Source organism: Phaeobacter sp. (assembly GCF_022825805.1).
Lineage (GTDB): Bacteria > Pseudomonadota > Alphaproteobacteria > Rhodobacterales > Rhodobacteraceae > Phaeobacter.
Genome location: NZ_JAJDWC010000127.1, coordinates 1 through 24,844, shown reverse-complemented (window position 1 = coordinate 24,844; position 24,844 = coordinate 1). Strand labels below are relative to the sequence as shown.

Genomic DNA, 24,844 nt, shown 5'->3' with positions numbered 1-24,844 from the left:
CCGCTTCGACGCGTGCGAACGCAGCAGCCCAAATCTCCAGTCGCCTACGGCTCGTTCCGATTTGGGCTGCTGCGGTACTAACTGAAGCGGACAATTGGCATGTTACCTACACCGGACAATTCAGAATGTTCTCGACACCCTCTTTAGCGACCTTTTTGGCACCCGCAGAGGCAGGGGTTTGGTAAAATCTTTGAACATCGTCGCCTTTATTGTGCCGAATGTCGGTTTTAGAAAAAATATGACAGCTGGAAGAGCAATTTCTGAAACTGTTAACCCCTAGAAAAAGAGCGATTGTTGTTGGCTCATTTTGACTGACAGACTCGGTTTTTCGCAAAAAATACTGATTTTGCGACATCTTGGCGCGAATTTAAGGGGTTTGAGACAATCTATGGGCGTGTCGGTTGATGCGATGTTGCGCCGTCTTTGCGCCATGGCGCTGCTGTGCGCTAGTGGTCAAAAAACGACATGATTTGACCGTTTGAAATGGCCAATCCCGCCGGAATTGCAATGCCCTAGAGGTGCTGTCCTCAAGCACATGGGCCCCACTGGGCGCAGGTGTCGCGCGCAGCGCGGCGCAATCCGAACGGAGGCGGAATAGTGGGCCGAATACTGGGCCGAATACTGGGCTGAGTGCTGTGGTTGGGTACCAGCGTTGAACAGGACCGCTGCATTGCGGCTTGGTCGCGACCAGATCATGCGATGGGTCGTGGAAGAGGCTCGGGATCAGGCTTTCTTCTTCCAGTCGTCGCTGTCCATCCAGATGGTGATCGGGCCGGAATTGACCAGCGCCACATTCATGTTTGCACCAAACCGACCCCAGGCGATGGGAATACCGTTCTGGGACAGGCAGTGGCCGAAGTGCTCATAGAGCGCACGGCCCGTCTCTGGCGCGGCAGCCTCGGAAAATCCGGGCCGATTGCCGCGGCTGGTGTCCGCTGCCAGTGTGAACTGGCTGACAACCAACGCGCTGCCACCGATATCCACGAGAGAGCGGTTCATCTTTCCTGCCTTATCAGCGAAGATCCGCAGCTTGCCCACTTTGGCCGCCAATTGTTCGGCCTCCTGTTGCGTGTCGTCGCGCATGGCGCAGACCAGCACCAGCAATCCGGGGCCGATTTCGCCAACAGTTTCGCCGTCAACAGAGACGGAAGCTTCGCTGACACGTTGGATCAGGGCGCGCATGGGTTTGCCTTTCGATGAGGTGGGATAGGATGGTGGGACATTGCAGGGGTATCAGCCCGCGCTCACTCCAGCCAATCAGTGAAATCTGCCAGAGCGGCCCGCGTTGTGCGAAACTGATTGGCCGGATGGGTCGTGTCGCTGTAGCCAAAGGAGATCGCGCAGAGAATGTTGCGATCCTCAGGAATATCGCAGAAGCGGTGCAACGTCGGCGCATAGGTGGCCACCGCAGCCTGGGCGATGGTGGCAATCCCGCGCGCCTGCGCTGCCAGCGTGAAGGCTGTGATGAACCCGCCGCAATCCAGCGCGGCATAGGCGCCCAGTTCCTTGGGGCTGCTGATGATGGCGCAGTGCGGGGCGTCAAACAGATCAAAGTTGCGCAGCATCTGGGCATGCGATGCGGCCCTGTCCCCTTTGGTGACGCCAACCGCCTCATAGAGCGCCCAGCCGCACGCCTGCCTGCGGGTCTTATATTCGTTGCTGTATCGTTCGGGAAAGGGCAGGTCCGGCGCCGCCCCGTCCTTGGCCACTGCGCTGTGTAGTTCAGCGCGCAGCGCAGCTGTGGCCGCACCCGAACAGAGCGTCACTTTCCAAGGTTGGGCATTGCACCAGGAGGGCACTTTTTGCGCGGATTGCAGAATATCTGCGATTACCTCTTGCGGGACGGGATCAGGGCGAAAAGCGCGACAGCTGTGGCGGGCCGTCAACAACGCGTCCAAACGCGCCGCATCAGTTGGTTCGGTCATGGTATTTCCCCTCCACAGCGAAATCAGCGGCTGCCAAAATAGGCCAGAACGCCGCCAATGCTGGCGACCACGACCACGGCCCCCAGGATTTTCCAGATCGAATAGGGCCGTTCGCCCTGAACCTGTCCGGATTGGCCATTGATGACAAAGCGATAGGTCTGGTCACGGTATTTGTAAGCCGCCATCCAGACCGGCAGCAGCACATGTTTGAAGGTGATATCGCTGAAGTCGCTGTCGATGTGATCGATGCGCTGACGGTCGCCGCCGATGTCAAAACGCACGTCGCGTTCGATCACGCGCCGCATCTGGCTGTTGGCCTCTTTGTAGCCTTCGGTCAGTTCAACGCCGTAGCCTTCGGCCCGAAATCCCGCCAGATATTGCGGCTGATAGGGTTCCAGTGCGGACAGATCCCAGGGTTGCAGCGCATCGGTGTTCTTCTTCGGTAGGCTTTTGGAGGCCAAGACCAGCACATCATCGAAGAACCGCTGCACCCGGCCAGAAACCGGTCGCCAGCGCACTTTTGCCACGCGCCGGGTTTGCTGTTTTCCGTCGACCGTCACGGTTTGGTTGACATAGTAGACAGTGCCTCTTTGGCCGCGATAGGCGCTGCGGCTTTGTGCATCAAAGGTCCAGTAGGGCACATAAATTCCGTTCATACGACGCCCCTTGCGGGCGTAACGTTGCAGCCCGCCAGGGGCAAACCACAACCCGCCAAGCCACTCGGTCATGGCGTCTTGCGCGGCACTATGATCGATCGCAAAGGGCAACACGGCTTTGGGCTTGATGTGGCGATGGGATCCGGTGTCGGTGACCATCGGTGTTGCGCAGAAGGGGCATTCGCCAGCGTGTGTGTTGGCATCAAATTCCACCTGAGCGGCGCAGTTTGGGCATTTCAAAACCCGGGTTTCTTCCATTTCAGCGGCCGAAAGCCCGGCTGTCACGGCCTGCTCAAAATCCAGTTCCTTTAGATGTGCGCCCTGCCATGGTCCCGAACGAATGGCGTCCTGATGGCCACAATGATCGCAGATCAACAGGCCCGCTGCGGGATCATAGCGGTAATCGGCACCGCAGCTTTCGCAGGGAAACCGGTGCTCCGCGGTGCCTGGCTCTCTGTCCTCCGCAATGGAGCGGTCTGCGTCAGCCGCGTCATCGGCCACCGGAGGCGTTGGCGTCTGTGGCGGCGTCTGCGGCGGCGTCGGTGGTGGCGGCGGGGGAGGAGGATGTTGCGTCACGATGTAACCTAAGACGTGGGGAGCACATGAAATGAAACCGAGGCCCTGCACCAGCTCATATGGCGCGACAGGACCAGATGGTGTTTAGGGCAGCCTGGCGTATCGGGCGGCCTGGCGAAAAGGGTGGGGTGGTGCGCAGGGCACAGCGCCATTCAGACAGCCACTCAGCCAGCCGGTGGTGGCGGGGGCGGCGGCAGCACTGTGAACAATTGCGCCAGTTCCATCACCTCGCCTGCGCGTTTCCAGCCATCCTGTCCAGGTGTCCAGACGTGGGTTTGCCGCGTCAGGCTGCCATCCTGCGCCATGCGGCCCAGGCGCGCCTTGGAAAACGGGCCGGAGGTCTGCCCATTTTCGGCGATATGCCAGACATGCTCCACAGGTGGTGGTGGCGGCGGCGCGGCCTGAGGCGTGGCAGCGGCGTGGGCAGGCGCCGTGGCCGACGTTGGGCCAGTGGTCGGCACACCCCACGGACCAGAGGCAGACGGACCCGTTGCACCGGGCGCAGCCGCTGCGGGGCTTTGCATCATCTGACCCATCTGCTGGGCCATGTTCTGGGCCATCGCCATGCCCATTCCCATGCCAAGCCCGGCGCCCATACTGCTGTTGGAGGTCTTGGCCGCGGCTTCCATGGCTTCTGCGGCCTTGAATTGCGTGTAGCGGCCAAGATCGCCCACGATCCCCATTTTGGTGCGCTGGTCCATCGCGGCCTCGACCGCGGGCGGTAGAGAAATATTCTCGATATAAAGTTCCGGAACCGCGATCCCATATTCAGCCACTGTCGATGAAATCTCTGTGGCGACAAGTCGGCCCAGATCAGCGGTGTTCGCCGCCATATCCAGCACCGGAATGCCCGATCCCGCCAGCACCTGACTGGCCTGTTGGACAATGATGTTGCGGATCTGGAACGAGATTTCATCCATGGTGAATTCACCATCGGTGCCGACAATTTCAGACAGGAACCTGGCCGGATCGGTGATGCGAATGCTGTAGGTCCCAAAGGCCCGCAGCCGCACTGGCCCGAACTCCGGGTCTCGCGCCATGATGGGGTTTTTGGTGCCCCATTTCAGATCATTAAACCGGGTAGTGTCGACAAAATAGATCTCGGATTTGAACGGCGACTGGAAAGCGTGATCCCAGTGCTGCAGCGTGGTCATGATCGGCATGTTGTTGGTCTCCAGCAAATAGAGACCGGGGGTGAACACATCCGCCAGCTGACCTTCGTGGACAAACACTGCTGCCTGGCCTTCGCGGACTGTCAGTTTGGCCCCGTATTTGATCTCGTGGCCCTCCCGTTCGAACCGCCAGACCAGCGTGTCATTGCTGTCGTCGGTCCAATGGATGACGTCGATGAATTCGCCTTTTAGAAAATCGAAGATACCCATGTTGTTCATCCTTCAGAAGCGATGCCGCAGCATCTGGTCATACATGCGCAATCAGCGCGGCTCGCCCATGATTTCATAAGCGATCTGGCGCACGATCGGGCGGGCCTGCCCAGCCGAAACGCCGGGTTTCAGCCGCGCATCATACAGAATTTGTAGCAGCTTTTCGTCCTGGCTGGTAAGCAGGGCAAATTCGTCATCGTCGTTGAAGATCGACGGTCGTGCCCGTGGACTGTCGTTGCGCAACCCCAGCCCCTGGGCGATTTCCTCATGAATGCAGCTGCGCCGTCCCAGATCCGGGTGCTCGGCGCGGATCAGCGCCACGCCGCGTGTGTAGGCCACCGGATTGCTTTGCAGCCCGCCCGCACGGACGAGGCAGTAAAAGCTTTGCGGTGGGTTCACAAACACCGCCAGATCGGCACCGCTGAGCGAGGGCAGCACCCGCTTCACTTCGCTCGCGACATAGGCGGAATCATCCTGGCTGGCGAAGATTACAGTGAAATTGCTGCGCGCTGCAGTCTGCGTCAGCGAAATTGGATGGCCTGTCAGTCGCGCAAGCCGCGCGACATAGGCCGCGAGCGTCGCTGTATCCTGCTGGCGTTGTGCGTCGCTCACAGATGGGCCAAAGGCTGCATAGATGCGGACGGGATCTTCCCAGCGCCCCAACAGGCCTGATGCTGCGGATCCCGGGCCGCCATATTCGTCATAAAACGCGATGCGTTCAAAGTTCTCGACCAGATCATCCGCATCATACGGGGTTTCTGGCCCACCACCATCGGTCCGCATCAGCCCACGTGTCAGCAGGTCCTGTTGCAGCGCAGCATAATAGCGCGTCAGTCGCAGCCGCTCTGCCGATGGCTCCTGCGCGGCGGGTCGCAGATCCGCGGGGCGGTCCGGCGGCACCAATGATGTCCGCTGTCCCAAAGGATCACAGGCTGTCAGCGTCATCATCAGGGCGGCACCCGCAACGATGCGATGGCCAGAAACACCGCAGTGAAGGTGGCGGCCAAGGCGGCGGCCAAGGCTGCGAAAAGCGGGTCCAAACAAACCTAGTGAAAACATAGTGGGGCAATCACGATCTGGAAAAAAGCGCATTAGGAACCGGGCGGCACCGAGGTTGCGGCTGCATCACCAAGTCCGTCCTGACGGGCCTTTGCTGCGGCCAGCGTGTCGCGCAGCTCTGTCTCCATCTTGGTCAGGTCTGCTTCGGCCGCGGCGCGTTTGGCTTTGCCTTCATCGGCAATCTGCAAGCTGTCCTGAATGGTTCCGATCAGATCTGCGTTTGCCTGTTTGACCGCCTCGATATCAAAAACGCTGCGCTCCATTTCTGTGCGGATCATCTTGTTGCTGTCGCGTAGGTTGGCCGCGTTTGCGGTCAGCAGTTCATTGGTCAGGTCGTTGGCATCACGCACGGCGGCGGCCGCCTCGGCAGAGCGCTGGATGGTCACGGCCTGCGCCAATTGCGTTTCCCACAGCGGCACGGTGTTCACCAGGGTGGAGTTGATTTTGGTGACCAGCGATTTGTCGTTTTCCTGCACCAGGCGGATGGAGGGCAGCGATTGCATTGTGACCTGCCGGGTCAGTTTCAGATCATGCACCCGCCGTTCCAGATCGTCGCGCGCCATGCGCAGATCCCGCAGCTCTTGCGCCCGGATCACCTGGTCTGCTTCGGCGGCGTTTTGAACAGCGGTTTCCAGCTCGGGGATCTGGGTGCTGTCCAATTCCGCCAATTTGGCTTCGCCCGCCGCAATATAAAGCGCGAGTTCATCATAGAACGACAGTGTTTTTTCATACAGCAAATCGAGCGATTTGATGTCTTTCAGCAGCTGATGTTCATGGCCCAGAAGACTGTCGGTGATGCGATCAATCTGGCCCTGCACCTCCTCAAAGCGCGCTGTAAACTTGGCAAAAGGCGCGGCCCGTCCCAAAATACGCTCCCAGAGGGTGGGTTTGCGCCGCACATCCAGCTCCGAGACTGAAAACCCGCGGATGGTGGTGACCATGTCGCTCAGCCCATCGCCTGCAGGCCCGACATCCTTGTTGCGCACATCGCTCAGCATGGCCTGGCTGATTTGCTGCAATTCCACCTGTGCTGCGGATCCGAAATGAATGATCGAATTGGTATCGCCCATATCGATCTCTGCCATTCTGCGGCGAATGCCCTCGCTCTGCGCAGGTTCTGCCCCGTCCAGTGTCGGAAGCTGATCGGCCGGTTCCGGCAGTTCGATCGCGGCAACCTGCGTGACCTCTGCCAAATGGTCTGCGGCTTGTTTTTGAATGTGTTCGGACATCAGCAGTTCCTCTCGGTTGTCGTCGGCGCAGCGGTCAACTGCGGTCCAAATGCAGGCCTTCACGCTGCAGCCGGTCGCGCAGCACATCAATTTCCACGGTCAGGTCGGTGCGATCATCCTGCAGCAGTTTGCGGGTGCGGGCGGCGAAATTCTGTTCCAGATCGGTGAGCAGATCCAGAAAAACCCTGCGCGCCTGAAGGTCTGTGCCATGGCCCGCAAGATCTGCGAATTTGAGCGTCGCGTCGCGAGCCCCCATCAAATAGACGGTCAGATAGCGGCGTGCACCAACCAGATCGCGAGGGTCGTTTTCGACGGTGCGGAACAAATCGCGCGCCACATCCTGGAAGGCCTGAACCCGGGTTTCTACTTCTCGGTCGCGGGTGCGTTCTGCCGCTTCGGTCATAGCGGCCAGATAGGCTTCGGCATCATCGACCGCGCGGCTGACGCGGTCGCGCTGGAAATCATCAAGGCCCTCGCCGGATTTGTTGCGCAAGGGGTCCAACCCGAAGGCCACAAGATGCAGGGCCATCGCCGCAACGCCATAGATGGCAGTCGCCGTAAGAGCGGCGTCCGAGGCGGTGGCGGCGAGGCTGCTGCCAAGCCCACAGAAAAGTGCTGCCAAAATCTTGCGCGGCAGGGCAGGACGGCGGGCAATCCTGCGATGGGCAAACGCAGCCTCTGCCCGCAACCCTTCCCGCAGGAGATAGGCTGCACTGGTCCAGACACCGGCAGCCGCCAGGCCAAACCCAAGGCCGCTGGGATCTGAAAACACCGAAAGCACCACCAACAGCCCCGGTGGCAGCAGCATCAGATTTGCGCCAATCCCCACGGGATCAACCCGCGCATGCCGCGAGATTTGCGGCCCACGCCGGTCCGCCGAATGGGGGCTTGTTTGATTTCGGTCTGATCGATCCGCACCTGAACGGTTGGTGTCGGGGCTGAATGCGCTGCCAAAACGTTTCGCCATGACCTCAGACCCCGGCCAAGAAGCCGGTTGCCAGACCGATCATCAGGATCAGAAGGGCCACCAAAGCGAGATTTTGCACGTAAGTTCCCCCATAGCTGTGGTGCACACCGCTAAGAGAAACTTAAGAGATCCAACGCGCTCTTGCTAGGGGGAACTCCGCCATCGGCTGCCCCTTGCGCTTTGACTGGGGCGATTGCCTATCTGCGCGGCGGTTTGCCAGGCCCACGTGCGCCGCCAGTGCTGCCACCTCGGGCGGGTCCGCTTCCGGGTCGGCTGTTGGCGCCGCGTTTGCCGCCGTCGGCGCCACCGCCAAAGCTCTTGCCGCTTGGCCGCCCTTTGCGGTCTGGCGCTGCTTTACCAGGCGCTGACTTGCCAGGCGCTGACTTGCCAGGCGCTGATTTACCTGGCCCAAACCGGCCCGAGCCCGGCGCACCGGTTTTCCGCCCGTCGGTGTGGGGCCGATCAGGGTTGCCAGCACGACCGCCAACACGGCTGCCGGATTTGCCACTCATTTTGCCGCCCGGTTTACCACCTGGTTTACCACGGGTTGGTCGCGTGCGTTGGCCCGCAGCAGGCGCTGCGGTGTCTTCGGGGTGTTCAAGTCCCAGCTGATCGCGGACGACCCGTGGGCGCAATTCCTCGACCTCGCCCTGTTTCAGCTGACCCAGCTGGAACGGACCATATGACACCCGCAGCAGTCGGTTGACGTTGAACCCGATGTCTTCCATCGCGCGGCGGATTTCACGGTTTTTGCCCTCGCGCAGCCCCACGGTCAGCCAGGCATTCGCCCCCTGCTGGCGGTCCAGCGTCACGATCATCGGCTGGAACCGCTCACCATCGATCACCAGACCTTTGCGCAGCGGCGCAAAATCGCTGTCTTGCGGGCGGCCGTTGATCCGCACGCGGTAGCGGCGCAGCCAGCCTGTCGATGGCAATTCCAGCTGCCGCTTGATGCCCCCATCGTTGGTGAGCAGCAGCAATCCTTCGGAGTTGAGATCGAGCCGACCAACCGTCATCACCCGGGGCAGATCCTCGGGCAGCTCATCAAAGATGGTTTTGCGGTCCAGTTCATCACTGGTGGTTGTCACCAAGCCTGCAGGCTTGTGGTATAGCCACAGGCGTGGCGGCTCTGGCGCCTGCAGCGGCGCGCCGTCCACATTGATGCGATCTTTGCCCAAAACGACGTTCAGCGCGGGACTGTCGATCACGACGCCATTCACCTCCACGCGGCCTTCCGCGATCATCCGTTCAGCTTCGCGCCGGGACGCCACGCCCGAGCGGGACAGGACCTTTGCAATGCGGTCACCCGCAGGGCTGGTGCCACTGGCTGCCGGATCGGCGGCAGCCTTGCGCACTGGGCTAGACTTAAGCTCTGGGCCAGACTTGCGGTTGCGGCTTGGTTTGCCGGAATGGGCGGGCTTACCAGGGCGGGCGCCTGGTCCAGCGGGGGAGGAAGGTGTTTTGCTCATGGATCAGCCCATAGATCATTCCGCACGGTTGCGAAAGCTCCCATTCTGGGGCAGGGATGGGACATGCCGTTTCGAAGCCACATGGATGTCGCCCTGCAGGAGGCCCGGGCCGCCGCCGCCCGTGGTGAGGTGCCGGTGGGGGCTGTGTTGATTTCGCCCACGGGGGACATCGTGGCCCAGGCTGGCAACCGAACGCGGGAATTGTCCGATCCGACGGCCCATGCGGAAATGCTGGTGATCCGGGAAGCATGCGCAGCTGCAGGCAGCGAACGCCTGCCGGACCATGACCTCTATGTCACGTTGGAACCCTGCGCCATGTGTGCCGCGGCCATCGCGGCGGCGCGGATCCGGCGGGTCTACTTCGGGGCAGCAGACCCAAAATCTGGCGGCGTGGCCCATGGCGCCTGTGTGTTCTCGCATCCGCAGGCCCACCACACCCCCGAGGTTTATGAGGGGCTCAGCGCTGCGGCGGCTGAGCAGTTGTTGAAGGATTTCTTCGCAGGTCGTCGATGACATCGCAGCATGCCTGTTCCATTCCCCAACGCCTTGTGGACCGGTTTGCCATCACCACGGCCTCTTTGGTGTTTCGCTCAAACGCGGCGCGGGTGTGGCGGGTGCGCTTGGCCAGCGGAGAGTGCGCCGCGCTGAAGCTTTATGCCGATCCGCGGATGGGCAACGAGGCTGCAGGCTGGCAATATATCGCGAGGGCCGGGGCGCTGACGGTCGATATCATGGATCAAACCGGAGGCGCCATCTTGATGGGCTGGCTGGATGGGCCATCGCTCGGAGATCTCGCGCGGGAGGGCGCGCCGGAACAGGCGGATCGGGTCCTGGCAGATATGGCGCAGCAGCTGACGGCCGCCGCGATTTCACCTGCTGATTTGCTGCCGCTTTCACAGCTGCTGGCCCCCTTGGAGCGGATGCAAACGAAAGAGCGCGCGCTTGCCGAGGCGCTGACAATCTATCGCTACATGCAAAGCCACATGCAAAACTCCGCCGGTTCGTATGCGGGCCTCAACACGGCTCTGCACGGAGATTTGCATCACGACAACATACGTAGCCACGCAGGCAGGTGGCGGGCCTTTGATGCCAAAGGTCTACAGGGGCCGGCGGCGTATGAACTGGCCAATGCCTTTCGTCATCCGCGCGGAATGACCACCTATGCAAGCCAGCCTGCGACGATCATGCGTCGGCTGGACTTGTGGTCCGCAGCCCTTGATGTGTCGCGCACGGACCTTGCGCAGTGGGGTGCAGTCAAGATTGCCCTGTCCTGCGCCTGGCGTGGGAAAAGTGATCCGTTCGATCTGCGTGTTCTTGACCAACTGCTTGGACATGCCTGACAAAGGGGCAAGACACGGTAGGGCCTGACTGAACGAAACTCGGGCCATTTAATTGGGCCATTGGACACAGGTTGTCGGCGACGGCCTAGGGAAGGACAACAGACATGGTAGATGGTTTTATCGCGCCGGATGGTCACATGCGCTGCCGCTGGGCGGGGGCTGTTGCAGAGTTTCTGCTGTATCACGACACCGAATGGGGCTTTCCGGTTGCTGATGACCGTCGGCTGTTTGAAAAAATCTGTCTCGAGAGTTTTCAGTCGGGGCTGAGCTGGCGGACCATCTTGGCAAAGCGAGACCGGTTTCGGATCGTCTTTGATGGATTCGATTGGACCCGCATCGCGCATTATGGCGAAAGCGATGTGGAGCGCCTGTTGCAAGATGCGGGAATCGTGCGCCACCGGGGCAAGATCGAAGCGGTGATCAACAACGCCCAGAGAGCCGTCGAGATGGTGGAGCAAGAGGGTTCGCTCGCGGCATTTTTCTGGCAGTTTGAACCAGGCCCGGATGAGCAGGTGCCGCCACAAACGGTGTCGGTGACGCCGCAGTCCATCGCGCTGTCCAAGGCTTTGAAAAAGCGGGGGTGGAGCTTCGTGGGGCCTACCACCGCTTTTGCCTTCATGCAGGCAATGGGGCTGGTCAACGATCACGCCGAGGGCTGTATCTGCCGGCCCCAGGCCGCCGCTGCGCGCGCCGCGTTCACCTCTCCCGCGCGATAGGAACGCGATAGGAACCGGTCTGGTGTGTCGGGAACTGGCCCGGTGCAAAAGGCACCAGGCCAAACGCATGAATCACAGGTAGATGGCGGCCATGACCTCAGGCTCAATGACCTGCACGTCGGGCAATGCGGCAACCAGCGCCTCGGCATTTTGCTCCAGCAGGGGGAACGTGCGGTAGTGGCAGGGGATCACGGTCTTGAACGCGAAATAGCGTTTCGCCGCATAGGCCGCCTGCTGCATGTCCATTGTGAAATGCCCGCCTGCGCTCAGAATGCCGATATCCGGTTTGTAATAGTCGCCGATCCAATCCATGTCGGCCATCAACCCGGTGTCCCCCGAAATATAGAGCGTCTTGCCTTCGCTCATCAGCACAAACCCGACCTCCGATCCGGCAGCGCGCAGACCATCCTGCGTTGAAAAGGTGGAGCTGTGCGAGGCAGGCACCATGGCGAGCCGCGCGGAACCCAAGGCCACGGTGCCACCTTTGTTGAAGCCGATCGTCTCCACCCCTTCGGTTTCGCCCCACAGACCCATCAGGTCATATTGCCCCACGATGGGGATCTGCATGGTGCGCGCCAGTTGCAGCACATCTGCGGCGTGGTCGAAATGGGCGTGTGTCAGCAGAATATGGGTGGCTCCCGCTATCGCATCTGCGTGCTGGGCTTCGGTCAGCATGGGATTGCCAGTCAGCCAGGGGTCCAGCAGCAGAACCTGCCCAGCGGTTTCAATGCGAAAGCTGCCATGACCCAGCCAGATGATCCTCATGAGGTGTCCTCCTTTGATGGCGATGATTGCCACAGATGATTGCCGCAGTGGTTTGCCGCAGTGGTTTGTTGATCACCGTAGTGTGACACAGGATCCGCCGCAGCAGCAGCCCTGATGTCGATTTGGGTGCCAGTCTATGCAACGGCCCCAGGCATCCGTGCCGACAGGAGAGGGATGGCTGTGTATTTGTCGCGCTCATTGGCGACGCAGCCGTCTTCGGCCTGGTCCAATGCCAACAGTCTGGAGCCAAAAAGCCACCGAACACAGCAGCAGACCGCGAATAGCGGGGGTTTCCGGTGTGCGCAGGCTTGCGGCGGCGGCGGTGCGGCGGTAAACGCGTGATAACACGAGATGAGGGTTTCCATGTCGATTGACCAAAGCACTGCCGCCAAGGTGGCGAAACTGGCCCGTATCAAGGTCGAAGAAGAGGCGCTGCCTGCGCTGGCCAATGAGTTCAACACCATTCTCGGCTTCATCGAGCAGCTGAACGAAGTCGATGTTGACGGCGTTGAGCCGATGACCTCGGTGACACCGCAGCGTCTGAAACGCCGCGTCGACGAAGTCACCGACGGCAACCAGCAGGACAAGATCCTGACCAATGCGCCCGACGCCCGTGAAGGGTTCTTTGCAGTGCCAAAAGTGGTTGAATAAGACATGACTGACCTGAACAAACTCACCCTGTCCGAAGCCCGCGACGCGCTGCGCAAAGGGGACACCACGTCCGTTGAGCTGACAGAGGCCTGCCTGAAGGCCATCGATGGCGCAGGTGTGCTGAATGCCTTTGTCCATCACACCCCAGAGATCGCGCTTGAGCGGGCCAAGGCCGCAGATGCCCGGATCAAAGCGGATGATGCGCCCGCCATGTGTGGTCTGCCCATCGGTATCAAGGATCTGTTCTGCACCAAAGGCGTCGACAGCCAAGCTGCCTCCGGCATCCTCGAAGGCTTCAAGCCAGAGTATGAATCCACCGTCTCGCAGCAGCTGCAGGATGCTGGTGCGGTCATGCTGGGCAAGTTGAACATGGACGAGTTCGCCATGGGCTCCTCCAATGAAACCTCGGTCTATGGCAATGCCGTCAGCCCCTGGCAGCGCGAAGGCGACAGCACCCAGCTGACACCAGGTGGCTCCTCCGGCGGCTCGGCAGCGGCGGTTGCGGCAGACCTGTGTCTCGCAGCCACGGGCACAGACACTGGCGGCTCGATCCGTCAGCCTGCGGCCTTCACCGGCATCACCGGGATCAAACCGACCTATGGGCGGTGCTCGCGCTGGGGTGTTGTGGCCTTTGCGTCCTCGCTGGATCAGGCAGGCCCAATGACGAAATCGGTGCGCGATGCCGCGATGATGCTGGAAGCCATGTGTGGCCACGACCCCAAGGACAGCACCAGCGCTGATCTGCCAGTGCCAAATTTCGAGGCGATGCTAACCGGCGACATCAAAGGCAAGACCATCGGTATCCCCAAGGAATACCGGATGGATGGCATGCCCGCAGAAATCGAAAAGCTGTGGTCCGAGGGCGCGGAGATGCTGCGCGCTGCCGGTGCCACGATCGTCGACATCTCGCTGCCGCATACCAAATACGCTTTGCCTGCTTATTATGTGATCGCTCCGGCCGAAGCCTCCTCCAACCTTGCGCGCTATGATGGCGTGCGCTACGGCCAGCGCAGCCCGCTGGACGCGGGCGATGGCATCACCGAGATGTATGAAAAAACCCGTGCTGCGGGCTTTGGCCCCGAGGTGCAGCGCCGTGTGATGATCGGCACCTACGTTCTGTCCGCGGGCTTCTACGACGCTTACTACAACCGCGCCCGCAAGGTCCGCACATTGATCAAACGGGACTTCGAAGAGGTCTTTGCTCAGGGTATCGACGCGATCCTGACCCCGGCCACACCGTCTTCGGCCTTTGGTCTGGGCGAAATGATTGATGCGGATCCGGTTCAGATGTATCTTAACGACGTCTTCACCGTCACGGTGAACCTGGCAGGTCTGCCCGGCATCTCGGTGCCTGCAGGTCTGGACTCCAAAGGTCTGCCATTGGGTCTGCAGCTGATTGGCCGCCCCTGGGAAGAGGGCGATCTGCTCAATACCGCCTATGCGCTCGAAGAGGCTGCCGGTTTTGTGGCAAAACCCGGCCAATGGTGGTAAACCCGGCTCTGAGTTGAGCAGAACAAACAGGGTGTGATCATGCGCGCTATCGTGTCCGTCGTCGCTGTCAGTGGCTTTGTGGTGTTGGCAGCCTGCCAACCCCCGGTTCCCGACAGCGGGGCGGAGGCCGGTTTCGGCAGCAGCCCGTTTGATCCGGCGCCAGCTGCGGGCACGACGATCACCGGCTCCCCGCTGGTGCCACCCGCCCGTGTCTCGAGTGAGCCTTTGCGCAGTGCAACTGGCACGGCCACAGCACCGCGCAGTGCGGCGCAGGTGTCGGCAGCCGGACAGTTCGGGGCAGCATCTGCTGCTGCGCCCGGGGCCCAATCCAATGTCGATATCGCCAATGACACCGCCGCCGCTCTGGCTGCGGCGCGATCCAATTCGGGCGTCGCGCCGCTGCAGGCCAGCCCGTCCAATCCCGCGCCTGTCATCGTTGGCAACCCCGGTATTTCGGACGAAAACGATTTCGATGCGGTATCCGCCCGCCAGAGCATTGAAAGCGATGCAGAGCGGCTGGCGCAGCAGCGCGCTCAGTATCAGCTGGTAACGCCCACGGCGGTGCCCACCCGCTCCGGAACGGGTGCCCCCAATATTGTGCAATATGCGCTCAGCACGTCGCATCCGCCGGGCCAGCGGATCTATTCCCGCTCCGGGATCAACCTGGCGGCGCGCTCGGCGCGCAATTGCGCAGGGTTTGCCTCGCCGGAACTGGCGCAGATCGCCTTCCTCGAAGCGGGCGGCCCCAAACGCGATCGCAAGGCGCTGGATCCGGATGGCGATGGCTATGCCTGCGGCTGGAACCCAGCCCCCTATCGGCTGGCGATCCAGAACTGATGCAGTCGGATCAGCCGGAGGCAATCTGGCGTCCCAGCCCAAACTTCGGCCCCCGCCGCGACCAGCTGCGTCCCAGCCTCATCGTGTTGCATTTCACTGCCATGGCCAGCGCCCATGCGGCGCTCGACAGGCTCTGTGATCCGGCGGCAGAGGTCTCCGCGCATTATCTTATCGGTCAGGACGGCCAGCTCTGGCAAATGGTGCGTGAGGCGGACCGCGCCTGGCATGCAGGGGCAGGGCAGTGGGCGGGTCAGCAGGACATCAATTCACGCTCCATTGGGATCGAGTTGGACAACTGTGGCGATCACCCTTTCAGCGCAGCGCAGATGAGCTGCCTGGAGACGCTGATGCGCGGCATCATGGCGAGATGGTCCATACCGGCCAGTGGCGTCATCGGCCATTCCTGCATGGCGCCAGGGCGGAAATCTGATCCCGGGTCGCGGTTTGATTGGCTCTGCCTGGCCCGGTCTGGCTTGGCGCTGCCGCCCGGAACAGAACGGCCTGGAACAGAACAGCCTGAGCAAGACCAAGAGGCTGTTGGGCTACCGGCCCGCTTTCGGGCGCTGGCGCAGGCGCGTGGCTTTACCGCAGAGGCCACAGATTCGGTGCTGTTGGAGGCTGTGCGGCTGCGGTTTCGCCCGGCGGGACGTGGTCCTTTGAGCATGGAGGATCTGACAGTGCTAACCGGGCCCAAGGGTTACGACTGATCCGCGTGATCAGATATTCACCCGCCTTCCTGACCTAGGTTCATCTAGACGTATGCGATACATGCGATTCTGCCTGCCAACGCGCGCGTTATCGCCACAGCCATCGCACCTGTGGCACTTGTGGCGCGCCGCCTCTTCCTCTTGCTAAAAATATCCTGGGGTGAATGGCGCGGGCTTGCCCGCGACAGAGGGGCAAAGCCCTTTCTTGCCTTTCTTGCCCGGTTACCCTCTTGCCGCTGTTGTCCGCGCGTTCGATCGCTCGTCTTCCTAAGCGGTGACCACATTCTCACCGTCCAGCTCTCACCGTCCTTGCCTCATTCAGAACCGCTCTGTGGTCACTGCCGCAGCAGTAGTTGGTATCGACAATCGTCTTGACCTGCCACGGGCTTCTCCTTAGGCCTTGCACCGCGCAGAGGGCTGGACGGCCGCGGGAAACCCTCGGGTTTCGTGAGGAAAGTCCGGACTCTACAAAACGACGGTGCCGGGTAACGCCCGGGCAGAGCGATCTGACGGAGAGCGCCACAGAAAACAGACCGCCCGCAGCCCACTGCCTGTCAGAGGGTGTCGCGGGTAAGGGTGAAACGGTGGGGTAAGAGCCCACCGCGCCGCTGGCAACAGGGGCGGCATGGCAAGCCCCACCGGGAGCAATGCCAAATAGGACCCCCGCGCGGGCCGGTCGGCGCAAGCCGAAACCGCCGCTACGCAAGTTTTGGCGAAGAGGGGTCGGGTTGGCAGCTGGAGGTGCGCAGCAATGCGCATCCTAGACGAATGGTCGTCGAAGAGACCTCGGTCTTGGAACAAAATCCGGCTTACAGGCCCTCTGCGCAAATTAAGCCTGTGAACCCTCTTGACTTGCAGGGTGGTGCAGGTAAAAGCGCACGCTCATATATGAATTTACCGAGAGGCCCCTGCCTTTTCGGACGCAGGAGAAGCACCATGGCGAAGCCGACCACAATCAAGATCCGCCTGAACTCGACCGCGGGCACGGGCCACTTCTACGTGACCAAGAAAAACGCACGCACCATGACCGAAAAAATGGTCGTCCGGAAATATGACCCGGTTGTGCGCAAGCACGTTGAATACAAAGAAGGCAAAATCAAATAAGCCTTCGAATATCTGGTTTCGGCCAGATATTGCTCCTCTGATGAGGGCCTTTACAGGGTCACGCCAATCGCGTGACCCTTTTGTTTTTGCAGCTGCCTAGAATGATGTTCTAGGGGGGATACGGCCCAGGCGCAGAGGATGTCGCTCTTGCGTGTCGCAGTACCCGGGCAGAGCACCTGAGAAAAGCAACGTGCCAAAGCGCCGGGTCAAAGCGTCACGCCAAAGGACTGGGCCAAAATACCGGGCAGGCGGCGTAGCCAAGGCTGTGGCCCCAATTGCAAGCGTCTTCAGAAGTCTGCGCGACAGACACTGATTGGCTGCTACAGACGCTCAGCAGAGCGCCTTGAGGCGCTCTCTAGTAGACTGCAGATCCTAGATACTCAGCGTCCGTGCATGCGTCCTGAAGCGCGTGCTGTAGGGGGGCTGATGTGTAGTCCTGAGCCTTGCACGCTGCTCGCACCGTTCCACGCAGGCGCAGCGTGTGTGCCACGTGCCCAGGCCCAGGCCCAACAGAGGTGCCTCACGTTGTCAGGCGGAGCCATCACTGGGCGCGCGCCATTCCGCAAGGGTGACAACCGGGGTCAGACCCATGGCGGCCATCAAGCCGGCGGAGGCGGCGTTGAACGGCGCATAGCTGGCAGCGATGTGATCTGCGCCCCGTGCCAGCGCTGCATTGCGCATATGGGTCATCATGGCTTTGCCGATTCCTATCCTGCGGAACGAAGGCGCCACGGCCACGTGATGCACCATCGCCCGGCAGCCCCCAAAAGACAGGGGATGGGTCGGGCGCGTCTCGATCTCGTAGATCAGATAGCCCATGACCGCACCGGTGGGGCTCTGTGCACCGAGGGCGTGAACGCCCTCGGTGCGAAGCCAGCGGGTCAGCCAATCCAAGAGATCATCTGGATCAGGATTTGCGGGATACCGCGCAGGCTGGTGCGTCACATGCAGCGCATGCAGGTCCAAAAGCAAAGGCATCAAGAGATGCGCATCATCGGGGGCAATCTGTTTTACATCCATTGTGTGGACTCGTTTTGATTTCTGAAATGTCTGAAAAAGAAAAAGGGCCGGTCCGATGGACCAGCCCTTGAATGTAACCGAATGTTGGGTCGGCTTATTCTTGTTGGCCCATGAACATCATCAGGAACTGGAACATGTTCAGGAAGCTGATGTAGAGGCTCAGCGCACCGTCATAAGCGGCTTTGTCCAGCCAGTCCTGATCGCCCTGAGACGCCATCGCCACGTAGGTGTTTTTGATGTCCTGGGTGTAGAACGCTGTCAGGCCAGCAAAAATCAGCAGGCCAAGCGCGGAGATCGCCAGCATCATGATACCGGACTGCAGGAACAGGTTCACAACCATTGCAACCAGCAGGCCGATCACACCCATCATCAAGAAGGTGCCCATGGCGGACAGGTCTTTTTTGGTGGTGTAGCCCCACAGCGACAGACCGGCAAAGGCGATCGCGGTGACCAGGAAGGTCTGGGCGATGGAGTAGGGCGTGTAGATCATGAAGATCGTGCCCATGGACACCCCCATCACGGTGGCGAAGGCAAAGAAGCCCAGCTGCACCATGGCGGCGCTGCCACGACGCATCAGCGCGCCCCAGCCGAAGAACAGGAATGCCAGCGGCGCAAACATCAGCACAAACTTGAGCGGCGACACATAGAGAGTGTAGCCCAATTGTGTCAGGTACCGGTCAGCGCCCAGCTGCGCGACGCCGTTGGCTGCGTTGGATGTGATGGACAGTCCGGCAATCGCCCAGGCGGCCAGTGCTGTGATCAGCAGGCCAACGGACATGGTGCCGTAGACTTTGTTCATATGGGCGCGCAGCCCGGCGTCGATTTCGGCGCTACGGGCACCGGCGGACGCGCGAATGGTATCAAACTGTGCCATGGATCATGGTCTCCGTTTATATGTCTCCCTAGCGCAACCTGCGGCTGTGGCCGACACGCGGTACAGCTGCCAGTTGGCATTCCCAGCAAATATCGGGTGAAGACGGCCCCGGTTCAAGACCGCAGATGCGGTATTCGACCAAATTATAGACAAAAACCCCCTCCTTTGCTGACGCGACGGAAGGGGCTCTGATAAATCCTGTCAGCGTCCCGAAAATTAGACAGAAATGACTGACAGGGTGCGTTGACAGCTTTGGTTGGTAATGCGGCACACAGGGCGGCTCGGTGGCCCGGGGGATCGGCGCCCAGGGTAGGTCCGCGCACAGTGCAAGTCGTCAAGCCTGGGGGATCCAATCCCCTTTGCCAGCGCCAGGCCGAGCAGTGCCTTAGCGGTTGCTGGGCAGATCCCAGAACGAACGGCCCGCTTCTGCGGCTGCGTCTTTGGCGGACAGGCCGAGATCTTCGAGATCATGCGCCTCCATCCGGGCCAGCGCCTGGCGTTCCTGCCAAATGGTCATGCAGTGCAACAACGTGCCCAGCCAGGTCCGGCTGTGGCGATAGGAGGTGAGGTAAGGGGTGTCCATATAGGTCATGTCTTGTGTCCTTTTCTGGATCGGTGATGCAGTTGCGGTTTGTGATCAATTCTGTTGATGTATATGGAGGGATATGATTGATTTGCAAAACGAATGTTTTTGATTTCACTGATCAAGGATTGTGATGATGAGGAACTTGGACATCACGACGCTGCGGTCTTTTGTGGCGGTCGCTGACAATGGTGGGGTGACTCGGGCGGCTGGGTTTTTGCATCTCACCCAATCGGCTGTGTCGATGCAGTTGAAGCGGCTGGAGGAGTTGCTGGACCTGCAGCTGCTTGATCGGTCGGGGCGCACCATTGCGTTGACCGCGTCGGGAGAACAGCTCTTGGCCTATGCGCGCCGGATGATTGCCCTGAATGATGAGGCGATTGGCCGTCTCACCGATCATGCCTATGAGGGAGAGATCGTTCTGGGCGTGCCGCATGATATCGTCTACCCGGCGATCCCGCAGGTGCTGCAGCGTTTCAACGCGCTATACCCACGGATGAAGGTGCAGTTGCTCTCCAGCTACACGGTTGCTCTGCGGGAGCAGTTTGCCCGTGGCGAATGTGATCTGATTCTGACCACGGAGACCAGCACATCGGAGCAGGGCGAAACGCTTGCCACCCGACCGCTGCGTTGGATCGGTGCACCAAACGGGTCGGCCTGGCGTCAACAGCAACCGCTGAAACTGGCTTTCGCGCGCGACTGTACGTTCCGGCCCAAGGTGATGCGGGCCCTGGATGCGGCTGGCGTGCCTTGGGAGCTGATCGTTGAGACCGACAGTGACCGCACGATCGAGGCCACGGTGAGCGCGGATCTCGCGGTGTGTGCCATGATCGAAGGCACCGAGCCGCCCCATTTGATGCAGATCGACCATGGCGGCAACCTGCCGGATCTGCCCATTCAACGCATCAATCTCTATAGCACCAATTCCGGATCACCCATGGTGAGCGAGCTGGCAGGGTTGGTGCGCCAGGCGTTCCGCACCATCAGCACGCCCCTGTCGGCGTCGCAATACAGCGCGGCTTAGGAGGTTTTCTCCGGTTGCAGACATAGAGTGGGGGCGGGCGCCATGCAGCCCCCACATCTACCGTGTTGGACCGCTGGCTTCAGTCAGTCCTGCGGATCCTGCGTTGTGATCACCACTTTGCCGGTGGCTTTGCGGCTGCGCAGCAGATCCAGTCCCTCTGCCACCCGGTCCAGCGGCAGCACGTGGCTCACATGGGGTACCAGACTGCTGTCGCTGTGCCATTGCATCAACTGAGAGATCGCCGCTTTCACCACATGGGGATGGGACTTCAGGTAACCACCGAAATAAAACCCAATCACGGTGAGGTTCTTCACCAATAGATGGTTGGCTGGAATCTGCGGAACCTCGCCGCCTGCAAAACCGATTGGCAGCAGGCGACCGCCAGGGTTGGTTGCGCGAAACGCAGCCTTCCAGACATCTCCGCCAATGGCATCATAAACCACATCGGCACCGCCCAGCTCTTTCAGCCGGGTCCGCAGATCTTCGGAGGTGTCGATCAGGTGATCTGCCCCGGCCGCCTTCGCGATGGCCAGCTTCTCAGCGCCCCGCGCATAGGCGATGACCCGCGCCCCAAGACGTTTGCCCAATTCCACCGCCGTCAGACCAACACCACCCGCGGCCCCGGTCACCAGCAAGGTCTCTCCCGGCTGCAAGCGGGCGCAATGATCCAAGGCCACGAGGCCAGTGCCGTAAGTGATTTGAAACGCGGCTGCGTCGACAAAACTCATCCCATCGGGTATCGCGATCACCCGATCGGCATCAAAACACCCCTTTTGCGCCAATCCGCCTTGGCCTGCAAAAACCGCAACCCGCGTACCGGGTGGCAACCCTGTGACGCTCGCCCCGGTTTCCAGAACCACACCGGCCAATTCCAACCCCGGCGTAAATGGCAATTCGGGCGTGTCCTGATATTGGCCTTTGAGCATTAGCAGATCTGCGAAATTCAACCCGCAGGCGTGTATTTCAACCAAGACTTGGTTTGGTCTGGGCGCTTTGCAATCAACGCTCGTCACGGTTGGCGGGATCTCGAAGCTCTCAACTCGGTAGGCGTACATATTATTTTCCCATAATTGGCGTGGGTTAGAGTGATTCGCGACGATCACAGCATGGCAGAATCACCGATGCATCACCTCCCTATTTATGGGGAGGATGGCTCTTGGCTGATCAAAGTGTAAATTCTGGACATAAAAATAAGTATGAAATCATGTATTTGTCGCAGAAATGCAAGAAATGGCGAAAGCTGCGACTTGAATTCAACCGTTAAGGTCGTAAACTCAACCATATGGGAACGCGTAGAATGTCTTGATGGGTACTTTCGGCCAAAGCGGTGACATCACAAGGATGGGGCCCGTTTTGGCAGAAGGTAAGAGGACGTTTTGGTGGGATCTCAGTGGTAAACCTTTAGGAGAAACGCATGGCTCATCCCGTAGATGTGCACGTGGGGAAACGTATCCGGCACCGCCGGTGGCTCATTGGCATGACGCAGCAACAGCTTGCAGAGCTAGTTGGAATCAAATTCCAGCAAATCCAGAAGTATGAAACTGGCGCAAATCGCGTGAGTGCATCCCGTCTTTGGGATATCTCCGATGCGCTCGGCGTTCCAGTCAGCTTCTTTTTCGAAGGCCTTCAGGACGAAGACAGCACCCCAAGCGAAAAGTCCCAAGTGCCTGACGATCTGATGGGCGACAAGGAAGCGCTCGATCTGGTTCGCTCGTATTATGCGATCCCAGAAAACCAGCGCCGTCGCTTGTTTGAACTGGCTCGGGTGCTCAGCGACGTCGCCTGACGCACCCCCAAGTTACAAGCCGCAGGACCTGCAGCGGGTCGAACCCGCCTTTGGTGATTTGGCTTGAAATCGGCGCGGTCGGATGTCACCTGTTCCACTATGACACCGACCGCGCTCTCAGATCTCGACGTTGCCCACCGCATGGCGGATGCCGCACGTCGCGCCATCCTGCCTCACTTCAGAAGCGCAGGGCTTCATTCCGACAATAAGGATGCAGAGGGGTTTGACCCGGTCACCGTGGCGGATCGTGCCGCGGAAGAAGCCATGCGCCGTATCCTCACCGAACTGCGACCGCAGGACAGCATTCTGGGCGAAGAATACGGCCAGTTTGACGGATCCTCTGGCCGCACCTGGGTGTTGGACCCGATTGATGGCACCCGCGCGTTCATCAGCGGCACGCCCACTTGGGGCGTTCTGATTGCGCTGTCGGATCAAAACGGTCCGTTTCTGGGGGTGATCGACCAGCCTTATATTGGCGAGCGGTTTGTCGGCACGGCAGAAGACGCCAGCGTGACTGGCCCGATGGGCACATCCGCGCTTGGCGTGCGCGCCACCCAAACCCTGGGTGAGGCGACCCTCTTCACCACATTCCCCGAAGTTGGCACACCGCGAGAGCGCGCCGCGTTTGAGCGCGTGGCCACCCAAACCCGGCTGACCCGCTATGGGATGGATTGCTACGCCTACGCGCTGTTGGCAGCCGGGCAATGTGATCTGGTGATCGAAGCGGGGCTGCAAGCCTATGATATCCAGGCGCCCATCGCGGTAATCCAGGCTGCGGGCGGTGTGGTCACCGACTGGCAGGGCAACCCGGCCCACAACGGTGGCCAGGTTGTTGCCGCCGCCACCAAGGACCTGCACCAGGCGGCACTGGAACGGCTCAACCAATAGGCTTGCACACCAATAGGCTTGCACAGGGGCAGCGCGCCAGATAACCTTCTCAAAACGCTGAGTCCTTTGCCCATATTCTGTCAGCGTTTTCCACACTTCATTACCGAAATGGGCGGCATAATGGAGTGTGGCATATGACCGACTGTCTTATCAAATCCGCAGACGTCCTGTTGACCATGGAGTCAACGGGCGCACGCCTGGTGAATGCAGACCTGCGGATCCGCGATGGTGTCATCGCCGAGATCGGGCAGGGGCTGGAGAGTTCCGGCTCCAGTTCTGGGCCCCGCGTTGACGCCCGCGGCTGTGTGGTGACGCCGGGTTTGGTCAACACCCATCACCACCTCTATCAGAACCTCACCCGCGCGGTGCCCGGTGCACAGGATGGGCTGTTGTTCGGCTGGTTGCAGCGGCTCTACCCGATCTGGTCGGCCTTCACACCAGAGGACATTCATGTATCGGCGCAGCTTGGCCTGGCGGAATTGGCGCTGTCCGGCTGCACGCTGACCTCCGATCACCTCTATCTCTATCCCAATGGCAGCCGCCTGGAGGACACGATTGAGGCCGCTCAGGACATTGGCCTGCGGTTTCAGCCAACCCGCGGCGCGATGAGCATTGGCGAAAGCGATGGCGGCTTGCCACCGGACAGTCTGGTTGAATCGGAAACCGCGATCCTGGAGGATATGATCCGTGTGGTGGACCGCTTCCATGATCCGCGCGAAGGATCGATGTGCCGCGTCGCCTTGGCCCCGTGTTCGCCATTTTCCGTCAGCCGTGAGCTGATGCGGGATGCAGCGCTCTTGGCGCGTGACAAAGGCGTCATGCTGCACACCCATCTGGCGGAAAACGACGAAGACATCGCTTATTCTCTGGCGCAATTTGGCTGTCGGCCGGGGCAATACGCCGAAGAGCTGGGATGGACCGGCCCGGATGTCTGGCACGCCCATTGCGTCAAGCTGGATGCAGAGGAGATTGATCTGTTCCAGCGCACCCGGACAGGTGTTGCCCATTGCCCCTGTTCAAACTGCCGCCTTGGCAGCGGCATCGCGCCGGTGCGGGCGATGCGGGACGCGGGCGTGCCGGTTGGCTTGGGCGTCGATGGCTCCGCCAGCAACGATATGGCCAACCTCATGGCAGAGGCGCGTCAGGCCATGTTGCTGCAACGGGTGGCATTGGGGGCAGACGCGATGAGCCCCTATGAAGCGCTCGAAATTGCCACGCGCGGTGGCGCAGCAGTGCTGGGACGGCCCGATGTGGGCCAGCTGAGCATCGGCAAACGCGCGGATATCGCCATCTGGGATGTCAGCGGTGTGGCCTCCAGCGGCAGCTGGGATCCGGCGGCGATGCTCCTGGCCGGTCCCACGCAGGTGAAACATCTCTTTGTTGAGGGGCGGCAGATCGTTGGTGACGGGCAGTTGCTGACGTTGGATCTGCCAGACCTTCTGTTGCGCCACCGGGCCGCGGCGCGGCGGCTGATGGATCTGGCCTAGGCCACGTCCGTTCAGCACCCAGCACTTAGAACACAGCACTCACAACCCAGCACTCAGAACACGGGGCCTCAGAACACGGGGCCTCAGTGCTGCGGATCTTGCACTTTTCCTCTTGCCAAAAAATATCCCCGCCGGACGCAGAGGCGCAAATGCGCCTCTTAAAGCATCGAGCCCTTATGTTGAGGCATATCCTGCATCGCAGAAATAGTTGTAGCATTCGTCTGGGGTGAAGAGGTCGCAGACTTCGGCAAGCGCGTCGAACATCTGGTCGAAGGTTCTGGCTCCGATACGCCTGAGATGTGCCTTGA

The 24,844-nt window shown here is 60.6% G+C and carries 25 protein-coding genes and 1 other RNA gene; 13 read left to right on the top strand and 13 right to left on the bottom strand.

Annotated features, from left to right (window positions below; translation table 11 throughout):
- Positions 1-723 precede the first annotated feature (723 nt).
- The 8 genes from dtd to Q0C28_RS15025 all read right to left on the bottom strand — a co-directional run bounded on the left by dtd (position 724) and on the right by Q0C28_RS15025 (position 9,263).
- Positions 724-1,182, bottom strand: coding sequence for a D-aminoacyl-tRNA deacylase (dtd, locus tag Q0C28_RS15060; RefSeq protein ID WP_293576992.1), 459 nt, complete (start codon positions 1,180-1,182; stop codon positions 724-726).
- A gap of 62 nt (positions 1,183-1,244) precedes the next feature.
- Positions 1,245-1,925: a nitroreductase gene (locus Q0C28_RS15055; protein WP_293576991.1), complete on the bottom strand. Its 681-nt coding sequence runs from the start codon at positions 1,923-1,925 to the stop codon at positions 1,245-1,247.
- Positions 1,926-1,948: 23 nt separating this feature from the next.
- Positions 1,949-3,049: a TFIIB-type zinc finger domain-containing protein gene (locus Q0C28_RS15050; RefSeq protein WP_293576995.1), complete on the bottom strand. Its 1,101-nt coding sequence runs from the start codon at positions 3,047-3,049 to the stop codon at positions 1,949-1,951.
- Between the two features lie 272 nt (positions 3,050-3,321).
- Positions 3,322-4,539 (bottom strand): SPFH domain-containing protein, encoded by a 1,218-nt coding sequence (locus Q0C28_RS15045; RefSeq protein WP_293576989.1) that lies wholly within the window; start codon positions 4,537-4,539, stop codon positions 3,322-3,324.
- Between the two features lie 51 nt (positions 4,540-4,590).
- Entirely contained in the window at positions 4,591-5,487 is an 897-nt protein-coding gene (locus tag Q0C28_RS15040; protein WP_293576987.1) for a DUF2927 domain-containing protein, read from the bottom strand.
- Positions 5,488-5,630: 143 nt separating this feature from the next.
- Positions 5,631-6,827, bottom strand: coding sequence for a toxic anion resistance protein (locus tag Q0C28_RS15035; protein WP_293576985.1), 1,197 nt, complete (start codon positions 6,825-6,827; stop codon positions 5,631-5,633).
- Between the two features lie 34 nt (positions 6,828-6,861).
- Entirely contained in the window at positions 6,862-7,794 is a 933-nt protein-coding gene (locus Q0C28_RS15030; RefSeq protein ID WP_293576983.1) for a 5-bromo-4-chloroindolyl phosphate hydrolysis family protein, read from the bottom strand.
- A 197-nt stretch (positions 7,795-7,991) separates the two neighbouring features.
- A complete protein-coding gene (locus tag Q0C28_RS15025) occupies positions 7,992-9,263 on the bottom strand; it encodes a pseudouridine synthase (protein WP_293576981.1) in 1,272 nt (423 codons plus the stop codon).
- Positions 9,264-9,326: 63 nt separating this feature from the next.
- Here Q0C28_RS15025 and Q0C28_RS15020 point away from each other — a divergent pair, with 63 nt between their 5' ends.
- The 3 genes from Q0C28_RS15020 (at position 9,327) to Q0C28_RS15010 (ending at position 11,319) form a co-directional block, all read left to right on the top strand.
- On the top strand, positions 9,327-9,776 hold the full coding sequence (locus tag Q0C28_RS15020) for a nucleoside deaminase (RefSeq protein ID WP_293576980.1): 450 nt from the start codon (positions 9,327-9,329) through the stop codon (positions 9,774-9,776).
- Positions 9,773-10,603: an aminoglycoside phosphotransferase family protein gene (locus tag Q0C28_RS15015; RefSeq protein ID WP_293576979.1), complete on the top strand. Its 831-nt coding sequence runs from the start codon at positions 9,773-9,775 to the stop codon at positions 10,601-10,603. Before Q0C28_RS15020 ends, Q0C28_RS15015 begins: the two co-directional genes overlap by 4 nt.
- Before the next feature lie 104 nt (positions 10,604-10,707).
- Positions 10,708-11,319, top strand: a complete 612-nt coding sequence (locus tag Q0C28_RS15010) for a DNA-3-methyladenine glycosylase I (protein ID WP_293576978.1) — start codon at positions 10,708-10,710, stop codon at positions 11,317-11,319.
- Positions 11,320-11,391: 72 nt separating this feature from the next.
- Here Q0C28_RS15010 and Q0C28_RS15005 read toward each other — a convergent pair whose 3' ends face one another.
- A complete protein-coding gene (locus tag Q0C28_RS15005) occupies positions 11,392-12,084 on the bottom strand; it encodes a metal-dependent hydrolase (RefSeq protein ID WP_293576977.1) in 693 nt (230 codons plus the stop codon).
- Positions 12,085-12,447: 363 nt separating this feature from the next.
- Here Q0C28_RS15005 and gatC point away from each other — a divergent pair, with 363 nt between their 5' ends.
- The 6 genes from gatC to rpmG all read left to right on the top strand — a co-directional run bounded on the left by gatC (position 12,448) and on the right by rpmG (position 16,874).
- Positions 12,448-12,735, top strand: a complete 288-nt coding sequence (gatC, locus tag Q0C28_RS15000; RefSeq protein WP_293576975.1) for an Asp-tRNA(Asn)/Glu-tRNA(Gln) amidotransferase subunit GatC — start codon at positions 12,448-12,450, stop codon at positions 12,733-12,735.
- Positions 12,736-12,738: 3 nt separating this feature from the next.
- Positions 12,739-14,226: an Asp-tRNA(Asn)/Glu-tRNA(Gln) amidotransferase subunit GatA gene (gene gatA, locus Q0C28_RS14995; RefSeq protein ID WP_293576973.1), complete on the top strand. Its 1,488-nt coding sequence runs from the start codon at positions 12,739-12,741 to the stop codon at positions 14,224-14,226.
- 39 nt (positions 14,227-14,265) lie between these two features.
- A complete protein-coding gene (locus Q0C28_RS14990; protein ID WP_293576971.1) occupies positions 14,266-15,063 on the top strand; it encodes a hypothetical protein in 798 nt (265 codons plus the stop codon).
- On the top strand, positions 15,063-15,770 hold the full coding sequence (locus Q0C28_RS14985) for an N-acetylmuramoyl-L-alanine amidase (protein WP_293576969.1): 708 nt from the start codon (positions 15,063-15,065) through the stop codon (positions 15,768-15,770). Before Q0C28_RS14990 ends, Q0C28_RS14985 begins: the two co-directional genes overlap by 1 nt.
- Positions 15,771-16,179: 409 nt before the next feature.
- An RNA gene (rnpB, locus tag Q0C28_RS14980) (RNase P RNA component class A) lies at positions 16,180-16,598 on the top strand.
- Between the two features lie 108 nt (positions 16,599-16,706).
- Entirely contained in the window at positions 16,707-16,874 is a 168-nt protein-coding gene (gene rpmG, locus Q0C28_RS14975) for a 50S ribosomal protein L33 (protein ID WP_007814563.1), read from the top strand.
- Between the two features lie 528 nt (positions 16,875-17,402).
- Here the strand turns inward: rpmG and Q0C28_RS14970 are convergent.
- The 3 genes from Q0C28_RS14970 to Q0C28_RS14960 form a co-directional block, all read right to left on the bottom strand.
- The gene (locus Q0C28_RS14970; RefSeq protein WP_293576967.1) at positions 17,403-17,894 is read right to left on the bottom strand and encodes a GNAT family N-acetyltransferase; all 492 of its coding nucleotides are present in this window, start codon (positions 17,892-17,894) and stop codon (positions 17,403-17,405) included.
- Between the two features lie 94 nt (positions 17,895-17,988).
- A complete protein-coding gene (locus tag Q0C28_RS14965; RefSeq protein WP_293576965.1) occupies positions 17,989-18,768 on the bottom strand; it encodes a Bax inhibitor-1/YccA family protein in 780 nt (259 codons plus the stop codon).
- Between the two features lie 385 nt (positions 18,769-19,153).
- Complete coding sequence (locus tag Q0C28_RS14960) at positions 19,154-19,360, bottom strand: DUF1127 domain-containing protein (protein WP_293576964.1); 207 nt, start codon at positions 19,358-19,360, stop codon at positions 19,154-19,156.
- Positions 19,361-19,487: 127 nt separating this feature from the next.
- Here Q0C28_RS14960 and Q0C28_RS14955 point away from each other — a divergent pair, with 127 nt between their 5' ends.
- Positions 19,488-20,375 (top strand): LysR family transcriptional regulator, encoded by an 888-nt coding sequence (locus Q0C28_RS14955; RefSeq protein ID WP_293576993.1) that lies wholly within the window; start codon positions 19,488-19,490, stop codon positions 20,373-20,375.
- Between the two features lie 83 nt (positions 20,376-20,458).
- Here the strand turns inward: Q0C28_RS14955 and Q0C28_RS14950 are convergent, their stop codons facing one another.
- On the bottom strand, positions 20,459-21,430 hold the full coding sequence (locus Q0C28_RS14950; RefSeq protein WP_293576962.1) for an NADPH:quinone oxidoreductase family protein: 972 nt from the start codon (positions 21,428-21,430) through the stop codon (positions 20,459-20,461).
- 359 nt (positions 21,431-21,789) lie between these two features.
- Here Q0C28_RS14950 and Q0C28_RS14945 point away from each other — a divergent pair, with 359 nt between their 5' ends.
- From Q0C28_RS14945 to Q0C28_RS14935, 3 genes are all read left to right on the top strand, one after another.
- Complete coding sequence (locus Q0C28_RS14945; RefSeq protein WP_293576960.1) at positions 21,790-22,161, top strand: helix-turn-helix transcriptional regulator; 372 nt, start codon at positions 21,790-21,792, stop codon at positions 22,159-22,161.
- 99 nt (positions 22,162-22,260) lie between these two features.
- Positions 22,261-23,049, top strand: a complete 789-nt coding sequence (gene hisN, locus Q0C28_RS14940; protein ID WP_293576958.1) for a histidinol-phosphatase — start codon at positions 22,261-22,263, stop codon at positions 23,047-23,049.
- A 134-nt stretch (positions 23,050-23,183) separates the two neighbouring features.
- The gene (locus Q0C28_RS14935; RefSeq protein ID WP_293576956.1) at positions 23,184-24,536 is read left to right on the top strand and encodes an 8-oxoguanine deaminase; all 1,353 of its coding nucleotides are present in this window, start codon (positions 23,184-23,186) and stop codon (positions 24,534-24,536) included.
- The last annotated feature ends 308 nt before the right edge of the window (positions 24,537-24,844 follow it).